The sequence below is a fragment of the Paenibacillus phytorum genome, from assembly GCF_013141715.1.
Lineage (GTDB): Bacteria > Bacillota > Bacilli > Paenibacillales > NBRC-103111 > Paenibacillus_E > Paenibacillus_E phytorum.
Genome location: NZ_WHOA01000243.1, coordinates 51,384 through 61,306, shown reverse-complemented (window position 1 = coordinate 61,306; position 9,923 = coordinate 51,384). Strand labels below are relative to the sequence as shown.

Below are 9,923 nucleotides of genomic sequence, written 5' to 3'. Positions count from 1 at the left end.
CTATCGATTGGGAAAAATGTTTCACCATCGCTTATCATTGGTCCTATGATGCTGAAGAACGGGTACTGCCGTTTGAGCAAAAAATCAAATTAATGATCGATTGTTTTGTCCGCGGAGGAAATGTACTGCTCAATGTTGCTCCTGATCCGGAAGGGGAAATACCTGCAAGCCAAGTAGAGCGTTTAAAGCAAATCGGCGCCTTCATGAGGAAAAACGGCGAAGCCATTTACGGGACCCAGGGGGGGGCCGCTCGAGCCGGTAGACCATATTTATGGTATGACCTGCAAGGGAAACCATCTATATTTGCATGTTCAAAATATGCCAGTTTTTGATAACATGTCTTTACCGGCGATTCCGCAGAAAATCGTACGTTGCCAATTACTGGACGGCTGCACGGTTCCTTTCGAACAAAATGAGAAAAAGATTTCTATCAAAGTACCTAAGGAAAAATGGGATGATAGGACATAAACACATAAAAAAAAGACAGTGGATTGGATAATGGCCACTGTCTCTTTTTTAGTTTCTGATGTATATTTATACACTTTTATGCATAATGGTTTTAATGAAACAAAAACTACAACAAATTTTGAAACATTTACAGTTATTTATGAAAAATAACAAAAAAGAAAGAACCAGGGCTTCCGCCCTGGCTCAATCCTAAGAACATCTGCTGTATCCGCAGTTGACACAATTCTTACACCCTTCGCTGTTCACCAGCGAAGCGGATCCACACGACGGGCACAGGTCCTTCGGAGCGGCGCTAGCCGCGCTACCGCCATGACCCGTGTGCCCCGCGGCCACTACCGGTGCTGGTGCTGGCGCATCCAGCACTTCACTCGTCGCGGTCACGTAGTTCCGCGCGTCGTCTTGCTCGTTCATCACTTCGTCGTGCTGCTCGAGCGCTTTCGCAACCGCGTCTGCGATAGACTCGACGCGGTTGTTGCCGAAGCCAATGGCGCCAGAGCCGCCAATGCCTTTCAAGTGCTTCACGAGCAGCTTCACTTTATCGCCGTGATCGCCATAGCGCAGGAACAAGGAGCACACGCGACCGAGTGCTTCGGACATCGCGAACACGTCGGATCCTGCTTTTCCTACATTGAGGAAGATTTCACTCGGCGTACCATTCATATCATTAATCGTGATATACGCCATCCCGAATGGTGTGTTCACTTTATATGTTGCACCGCGTAGAATTTGCGGACGGCGTTTGTATTGTTTATCGAATACTTGCTCCGTCTTCGCATCCACATCTACAGCTAGTTTGCCTGATAGATTAGTAAAGCTATCTGCTTCTTTCACGGCTTCCGCGGCAACAGCCACTGGAGCTGCTTCTGCTTTCTTCTCTTCCTTTTTCTCCGCGCTAGTACTCAATACTTGCACGTCACGGCTGCCATCACGGTAGATGGTTACCCCCTTACAACCTAGATCAAAAGCCAATTCATACAAGTGTTTCGTCTCTTCCACAGTGAAGTCTGCAGGACAATTCGCTGTTTTGGAGATCGAGCTATCCACCCATGTCTGAATCGCAGCTTGCGCTCGGATATGATCTTCTGCAGTCAATGTCATGGAGGTTACGAAGTAGTCCGGCAGTTCTTGACCCGGATTCGCATCTTTCCACTCCTGTGCGATCGGCACATATTGTTTATCAAAACCAAGACGGCTTTGACGGAAATATTCAAACGCAAAGTAAGGTTCAATACCCGTCGATGTACCCACCATCGTCCCTGTACTTCCTGTAGGTGCCTGGGTAATCACTGTCACATTACGCATACCATTTTCCTTGATCGCTTCGCCAACTTCAGGGAATACCTTGGTCATGTTATTCATAAAGCCGCTCTCGAGGAATTTATCTTCAATAAACTCTTTGAAAGACCCTTTTTCACCGGCTATTTCAGCCGATGCCAGATAGGCTTCTCTAGCCATAAAACCGTAAATCTCGTCCAAAAACTCCAAGGATTCCGGACTTCCATACCGAATTTTCAATTTAATCATCAACTCAGCAAGGCCCATAGTACCTAAACCTACACGGCGCTCGCCTTGTTGATTCGTACGGTTTTCTTCGAAATGATAAGGTGTCTTATCGATAACATTATCGAGAAAGCGAGTCGAATAACGAACCACTTTGCCCAAATCTGCCCAATCCACATCATGATTCTCCACGTCATAAAACTTAGATAGATTAATAGCGGATAAGTTGCAAACGCCCCAAGCCGGCAGCCCCTGCTCCCCGCATGGATTCGTACAAATAATCGGATTAAAGTACCAACTGTTGGACATTTGGTTGTAGTATTCCAAGAATACGACGCCCGGCTCAGCTGATTTCCAAGCAGATTCAATGATTGTATGCCAAACATCACGTGCTCGTACAGTACGATAAGGCTTGACGGCTTTACCTAGTTTTTTCCAAGCATCTAAGTTGCCATCCCATTTATCATTGTAATCAGGATCCGTCGTATCCGGGAAAACAAGCTCCCACTCGAGATCTTCCTTAACGGCTTTCATAAATCCATTGCTTACACAAACGGATAAATTTGCATTCGTAATTTGACCCATCGTTGACTTCACAGTGATGAAATCCTCAAGATCAGGGTGCCAGTCATTAATCATAAGCATAAGTGCTCCGCGACGGCTGCCTCCTTGTTCGATTAAGCCTGTTGTATAGCTAAAAAGACCTCCCCAAGAAACAGCACCGCTGGATGATCCATTAACACCTTTCACAACGGAACGGCGTGGACGAAGCGAAGACAGATTGATACCGACTCCACCGCCGCGTGACATAATTTCTGTCATTTCCGAGAGTGTACTCATAATTCCGCCTCGGCTATCGTGTGGTGACGGAATAACATAGCAGTTAAAAAGGGTCAGTTCATCACTTGCATCGGCACCAGCAGCAATACGTCCGCCTGGTACAAGCTTCCAATCATCAAGGATGTATCTGAATTTATCTGTCCATTCTTTACGTTTCTCAGGAGTTGCCTCTACGGATGCCATTGCACCTGCCAAGCGGTCCCACATTTCTTCCGGTGTCTTCTCAATATTTAAAGTGAGCTTTTCAACTGCGGATTCAACAGTCTCACCGCTCCGTGTTTTTACTTTAACGGTATCGCCTACACGACTCACAATTTCTCCAACTTCTTTGGCTGGGAATTTGGGGTCATCCTTCGTCAAAACGAGAACAGTATCCCCCACCTTGGCGAAACTCGTATCTGCATTTTTCAGTGCATAACGATCCAAAAATATTTTCTCGCTTAAACCATCCAACCTCTTATTCGACTCTACAATCCCCATGCATAAGTCCCTCCCAATAAGCTACAGATTCAGCTACAACTAAAATTAAAGTTACTTTATGAAGTTTATGTAAAATTACAATATGTGGTGTGCGAAATCCATTATACCTCACTATATATTGATCTTCTAATAACTAAAGAACCAAATTCCGCTATTAAGACAACCCTTAATCATACTAGCTAATCCTTACTTACTAATTCTCTCTTTTTCGCGCCCAGAATAACCAAATATAATATTCAACCTAGCAAGATGTGTTAAGTCATGCAGATCGTTTTGACGATCGTTAAATCCTCTGCTAACCTATTACTTAGGATACCATATTTCATTCCTTTTTAGAACATTTGTTCGATAATTTTTCAATGGTCAAGTAAAAGCTTTTAATGCTAGTTTTCATAAGAAAACACTTGAGGAGATGTTGGATATGTATTTCTTTAAAAATGAATTCGTCAACAAGAAGGACGTTCTTCTTTCACCAGATGATCGTGGATACTATTTTGGAGATGGGATATATGAAGTATTCCGAGTATATAACGGGAAAATTTACGAGCAAGCTGCTCACATGCAGAGACTCCAAAGAACCGCTAGTGAAGTACGGATGGAACTACCTTTTACTATTGAAAAAATGGGTCATATTCTCACACAGCTTATTGAAAAGAATGGTCTTAATGAGGGTACTGTTTATATGCAAATCACCAGGGGCGAAGCTCCCCGGGCACATCCGTTCCCTGCTCAAGTCGAGCCCATTCTGCTAGCCTACTGCACAGAGGTGCGCAGACCCATCGCTACGATACATAATGGCATTAACGCAATCACGTTGGAGGATATCCGCTGGCTGAGATGTGATCTCAAAACGCTCAATCTTCTCCCAAATGTCATGGCTAAACAAGCAGCACTCGATCATGGGGTGCAAGAAGTCGTGCTGCATCGTAGTGGCACTGTCACAGAATGCAGCGCCTCTAACTTGATGATGATCAAGGATACCGTGCTTTACACGCACCCTGCTAACAATTTGATTCTTCATGGTATTACTCGGGCTGTCGTTTTGAGATTAGCTCACTCACATGAAATCACAGTTAAAGAAGAACCCTTTACGGCAGAGCAGCTTCTGCTGGCTGATGAAGCTTTTATCACGGGAACTACCGTGGAAATTACACCTATCTTACAAATTGATGGCAAAGCAATTGGAACTGGCGCGCCGGGTCCGATTACTCGCAGTCTGCAGAGTGAGTTTGAACGTACTTTTGCCCAATAATGTTTGAATGAATATATGATGTCCCAAATGCCTAAACAAAAAAAGCACGATCCTTTCTTAGAAAGGTCTGTGCTTTTTTGCACTTTCACGCGCACTTTCGCTTAACGACGCAAATTCCACTCATCCGTGCCATATTTCTCACGCACAAGTTGCTCAGAAAGCTCAATTTCATAAGGAGTTAGCGATTCCTCAACAAGCTCCACGCCAAGCCCCAGCGCGATCTCACGACGAAACGCTTCCTCCACTTGTCTGAGTGTTACCGCTTCTTTCCCTTGCGCCCGAAGCAGCTCATTAATCGCAACAGCTTTCTTCAAAAAGCTCGTCTTCATCCGATCCGCAACCTTCTCGTTGGAGAAACGCAGCATCCGAAATAGCTGATCGGTATCCATGTCGAGCAGGATGGATCCGTGCTGCAGCACGACATTTTTTTGCCGAACCTGCGCACTGCCGGCGACTTTACGTCCCTCAACAACCAGCTCATACCATGAGGGGGAATCGAAGCAGGCCGCTGATCCGGCGGATGCATACTTCTCCTTCTCCTCATCACTCGCGAGCTGCACCATTTCTGCGCCCAGCCCAAGCGCCCGAAATCCTTGCAAAAGCCCCTCGCTCAGCACGCGATAGGCTTCTGTCACATTACGCGGAATGCCTGGATAATCCTCGGCAACGATAATGCTATACGTCAATTCCTTATCGTGCAGCACGGCTCTCCCACCGGTTGGGCGCCGCACGAAGCCAATTCCCTCCTTTGCTACCGCTTCCTGATCGACTTCCGATGCCTTTTGGAAGTAGCCAATCGACAGCGTTGCCGGATTCCACCCGTAGAAACGCACTGTTGGAGGAACGATTCCTTCACTGTGGGCGGTCAATATTGCTTCATCTAATGCCATATTTTCAGCAGGAGAACGATCTCCTGTATGTATGAATCGCCATGTCGTCATCTCTTTCTGCACCCTTTCCCACTTTGCTATCCGAAGACAACCTATATCATATCATAAAATCATACATACTTACGATGTTAGTGTCGGTGGAGTGCCAAGCTGTTTGATAATGATATCCGAAACAAGTACATATAACTCCAAATGCATAAAGCTAGCTACTCAGAGTAATCAAACCTCCACACGTGGAGCTATAATTAGACGTTTTGTGCAGCAAATATCCGAGTTCCAACGCGAAATGAGCAGTAATTGCCAGATTAGCCGTATTTGCAGCATTTCTTTCAAATACGCTGCTACAGGCTGAATTTGATGTACTTTTTACATCATTTCAGGTTTCACGCCACTTAGTGGACTTGTATCTGCGATACAGTTCACATCAACTTCCAAGGAAAAGTTATGAAAGCGCCTCTTCTGGACATACTAACACGTATTCGACGTAAAACTAGTGAACTTGGAGCTATTTTCCTGCTCTGAAACACAGTATTGTTTTACTCTCAATTTTTTAACGTAAACTCAGCTCATTCTTACGAAGATAGTTTTCCTACGCAAAACTTTAAGGAGGGCACATCGATGCGTCAACATGAACAGCAAGAGAACATTCGCCCCATTCATAATCAGCTTGATATGCACTTTGAGAGGGACTGGTTTACTGAGCTGGATAATCGTGTGCGCGGCGGTGGTCCTTGGGACGACTGGACACTGTACCAGCTAGCCTACGAATCGGAAGAATCGGGGCTTATTTCTACGTTTGACGAGATGCAGTGCCTCGTTCATCTGGGGCAGCTTGAACCTATGGCTCATCAGATTGATACAGCGAAACGAGTGCTTAACGAGATGCGTGGTCGGGCTATTTTGGCCGATGAAGTTGGGCTTGGGAAAACGATTGAGGCTGGTTTGATTTTAAAAGAATACATGATCCGCGGCTTGGTCCGCAAAACGCTCATCCTCGTACCCGCTTCCCTTGTGCTGCAATGGGTCCGGGAATTGAATAGCAAATTCGGCATTCCAGCTGTTGCTCATAAAAAAGCCTATATGTGGAAGCAAAGCGACGTCATAGTTGCCTCCATGGACACCGCCAAACGTGATCCGCATCGCGAAATTGTCATGGGTCTTGAATATGACATGCTGATCGTCGACGAGGCGCACAAGCTCAAAAATAAGAAAACGACCAATTACACCTTCGTGAACGAGCTGCGAAAAAAATATTGCCTACTGCTCACCGCCACACCGGTGCAGAACGACCTGAAAGAGCTTTTCAATCTCATCACTCTGCTCAAACCAGGTCAACTTGGGATTCATAGCAGCTTCAAAACCAATTATGTGGTTGGCAAAAGGATCCCGAAAAACGAGGGTCAGCTTCAACAGGAGCTATCCAAGGTTATGATTCGCAACCGTCGCGGCGACGGCGGTGTTCATTATACGAAAAGGGTTGTTCGGAATATTCCTCTCACGCTCTCGAATGATGAACAGGCACTCTACGATGGGGTAACGAATTTCGTTCGAACCAGGTACCAAGAGAGTGCTGGTGATCTCAGCAGTATGCTCTCGCTTATCACTCTGCAGCGCGAAGTTTGCAGTTCTCGGGATGCCGTATTCATTACGCTCGTCAATTTGTTCAAGAAAACAGCTGAGGACTCGCCGCAACGCGCCAAAATATGGGAGCTTGTTGAGCTGATTCGCAGTATTAAAGCGAACACCAAAGCAGAGACCACGATGAAGCTTGTACAAGATATTAATGATAAAGTCATCATTTTCACCGAATACCGCGCTTCCCAAGAATATCTTCTCAATTATTTGAAGGAGCATAAAATAACAGCCGTCCCTTATCGAGGCGGTATGAATCGCGGTAAAAAAGATTGGATGATGGATTTATTCCGCAATCGTGTACAAGTCCTTGTGGCAACTGAGGCTGGCGGCGAGGGGATTAATCTACAATTTTGTCATAACATGATTAATTTCGATCTACCTTGGAATCCCATGCGGGTTGAACAGCGAATTGGCCGTGTACATCGACTCGGACAAACGCATGATGTCAACATCTATAACCTATCAACCAGAAACACGATTGAAGAGCATATTCTTTCTTTGCTGCACGAGAAAATCAATATGTTTGAGCTGGTTATCGGCCAACTCGATACCATCCTTGAGAAAATCGAGAAAAAAGGCTCACTCGAAACATCGTTGTTCCGCATGGTCATGGAGGCAGGCTCAAGCGAAGATATACGCAGAAAGATCGATGAGCTAGGTCATTCGTTTACCGAGGTCAAATCGGAAATTGAACAAAATCCAGTATACGGGGCAGCTTTCCAAGGCATTCTTGATGCTGTTGGCGGCACGCAAAACATTGAGGTAAGGCCATGAACAAACGCAACATTCACACGTTCGTCATGCGTTTTCTTGAAGCTTATAACTGCACGATTTTAGAGAAATCACCAACATACGTCACCGCAAAGCTTTCTCCTGAAGCAGACAGAGAGATGACAGGTCGCCCTTACTATTGGAGCTTCGTCGAACGAACAGGGGCTGCTGCCGAAACGATGACCTATAAGTTCATCTTCGATCCTGAACAGATGAAGCTAGAGACTAAAGCGAAGACCACGGCAACAGCTGTCAAAAGCCCACCTAATGTGGGGGCGCCTAGTCAGGGCCAGGGCCAGAGTCAAGCTCCCCAGCCACCTGACGGAAACTCAGACAGCATTCTCGGCCGCTATTTCGGCTTCGTACCTACAACAGTCATCTCCCAGCGGCTTCCACAGGACGAAGTGACCTTCGGCAGTAGACGTTTGGAGCAAATGTTCACTATTGTCCGTGAGCGCGGTCGATTCGTTCATTTGTTTGAGGAACCATTCCCAATGAGTGCTACCTATCATGCCCCACTTGTCTATGACACCTGGTTCTGCGTGAATTACAAGGTAGAGCTTGCTTGCGACCGCAAACGGAGCGAGATTCATTCTCTCGCTATTCATCTGAATAGCGGCGAAGTTCGGGAACATTTTCATAAACATATGCTTACCAAGAGCCTCTCTCCTAAGCTTCCTGCGAATAGTCACATTTTACCTGACACGATTTCACTGCCGAAAGCCATTAACGCCCTAGAAATGATGCTCGAGCGTAAAGTTAGTGCATATGATCATACTTGGGCCGATGAAGCTAACGAGCAGCACCGCAGCGAAATCGATCGTGTGGAAGCTTATTACAACGGTCTCCTGCTGAGCGCAGAGCCTGACAAAAGAGACGAAATCGAAACCCAATGCCGCAACCGCCTGCAAGAGATTGACTGGCAGCACAAACCACGTATTGTCGTATCTGTCATCAATTGCGGTTTGTTTCATTTGAACGCTGGACGAACACCCAGGAACTGACTTCAGTCGCTAAAACATCGCAAAATTAACACTACAGGTTCTAACAATCTTTTTAAGGCATAAGAATTACAATAGGTTAATAGGTTCATACCACTAGAGGTTAACGATAGGTAGGTGAACGAGGATGAAGCTGTGGACAACATGGACGGCGGCCTGCTTCATTAGTGTGGGCAGTTTATTATTCATACCGCTCCAAACCTCTGCAGGTGACTCCGTAGAACGGACAAGCTATACGCAGACGGCAAGGGAAACAATAGCTATTAACACAGAGACAAAGCCATTACCAGATTTGCGGAGCGAATCCTCTTTGACCGCTACGATCAACACATGGCGAACAACTCTCGCTCGAGAATCTGGTTTCGAAAGCTGGCAGACGGCAGTCTGGAACAGTTATCCACTCGGGCCAGGCACACATGGCTGGGTGGTTATCCTCACCGATCATGGACAGGATGTTGGCTACATGATCGTACATGCCACTGAGAACGGGTCCTTCCGATTAACCGAATACGGAACAGGGAACAATCCGCTATTCAGCTTGACCACGCTGTACCGTTCTTTGGTACAGCAGGAACTCATTCCAACTACTACTTCTTACTCTGATTTTGTTCAAAATGAAACGATTATTTTAGACCGACTTTATATGGACCAACTAACCGCTGTGTGGAAAATAATTCTCCAAGACCAAACCTATTATTTGGATGCCAAATCAGGGGAGCTGCTCCCGCTCAAAGAGGACCCTATCCCGAGGATAACTGAGGATCACCCAGAAGCAACCGATCTGTCGAGCAAAGCTCAAACGGCGTTATATCCCGCCTTTGATCCTTATGATCGACTCCCATGGGTCCAAGGAAAACCGCTTCCGGTGACCAAACTAAGTGAACTCCAAAAGGTTTTGAACCCTCAAGCAAAGTTAACTTATGTCACAGAGCTCTATGATGGTCAAGTCACGCTGCCGCTGGCCATTCTGGGTTATCAACAATGGGTATCTGGGGATACCTACCTGACCTTAGATCATGTTGGACCACGTTATGTGCTGCTGGAGAATGCTTTAAAGTTAGGACATATTTTTCCGTAAAAAAAGCC

The 9,923-nt window shown here is 46.0% G+C and carries 8 protein-coding genes; 6 read left to right on the top strand and 2 right to left on the bottom strand.

Features of this window, described 5'->3' with window-relative positions; translation table 11 throughout:
• On the top strand, positions 1 to 332 hold a 332-nt coding region (locus tag GC098_RS36345), incomplete at its 5' end, for an alpha-L-fucosidase (protein ID WP_171649200.1).
• Positions 319 to 468 (top strand): hypothetical protein, encoded by a 150-nt coding sequence (locus tag GC098_RS36340; RefSeq protein ID WP_171649199.1) that lies wholly within the window; start codon positions 319 to 321, stop codon positions 466 to 468. The genes GC098_RS36345 and GC098_RS36340, both read left to right, overlap by 14 nt.
• A gap of 189 nt (positions 469 to 657) precedes the next feature.
• Here the strand turns inward: GC098_RS36340 and GC098_RS36335 are convergent, their stop codons facing one another.
• On the bottom strand, positions 658 to 3,288 hold the full coding sequence (locus GC098_RS36335) for an adenosylcobalamin-dependent ribonucleoside-diphosphate reductase (protein WP_171649198.1): 2,631 nt from the start codon (positions 3,286 to 3,288) through the stop codon (positions 658 to 660).
• Between the two features lie 421 nt (positions 3,289 to 3,709).
• Between GC098_RS36335 and dat the strand changes: the two genes are divergently transcribed.
• Positions 3,710 to 4,540, top strand: a complete 831-nt coding sequence (gene dat, locus GC098_RS36330; RefSeq protein ID WP_171649197.1) for a D-amino-acid transaminase — start codon at positions 3,710 to 3,712, stop codon at positions 4,538 to 4,540.
• A 101-nt stretch (positions 4,541 to 4,641) separates the two neighbouring features.
• On the opposite strand, the gene lipM is transcribed toward dat, so the two are convergent.
• The gene (gene lipM, locus GC098_RS36325; protein ID WP_171649196.1) at positions 4,642 to 5,481 is read right to left on the bottom strand and encodes an octanoyltransferase LipM; all 840 of its coding nucleotides are present in this window, start codon (positions 5,479 to 5,481) and stop codon (positions 4,642 to 4,644) included.
• A 567-nt stretch (positions 5,482 to 6,048) separates the two neighbouring features.
• Here lipM and GC098_RS36320 point away from each other — a divergent pair.
• The 3 genes from GC098_RS36320 (at position 6,049) to GC098_RS36310 (ending at position 9,915) form a co-directional block, all read left to right on the top strand.
• On the top strand, positions 6,049 to 7,839 hold the full coding sequence (locus GC098_RS36320) for a DEAD/DEAH box helicase (protein WP_171649195.1): 1,791 nt from the start codon (positions 6,049 to 6,051) through the stop codon (positions 7,837 to 7,839).
• A complete protein-coding gene (locus GC098_RS36315; protein WP_171649194.1) occupies positions 7,836 to 8,840 on the top strand; it encodes a YqhG family protein in 1,005 nt (334 codons plus the stop codon). The genes GC098_RS36320 and GC098_RS36315 overlap by 4 nt, the downstream gene beginning before the upstream one ends.
• A 124-nt stretch (positions 8,841 to 8,964) precedes the next feature.
• The gene (locus GC098_RS36310; RefSeq protein WP_171649193.1) at positions 8,965 to 9,915 is read left to right on the top strand and encodes a hypothetical protein; all 951 of its coding nucleotides are present in this window, start codon (positions 8,965 to 8,967) and stop codon (positions 9,913 to 9,915) included.
• The last annotated feature ends 8 nt before the right edge of the window (positions 9,916 to 9,923 follow it).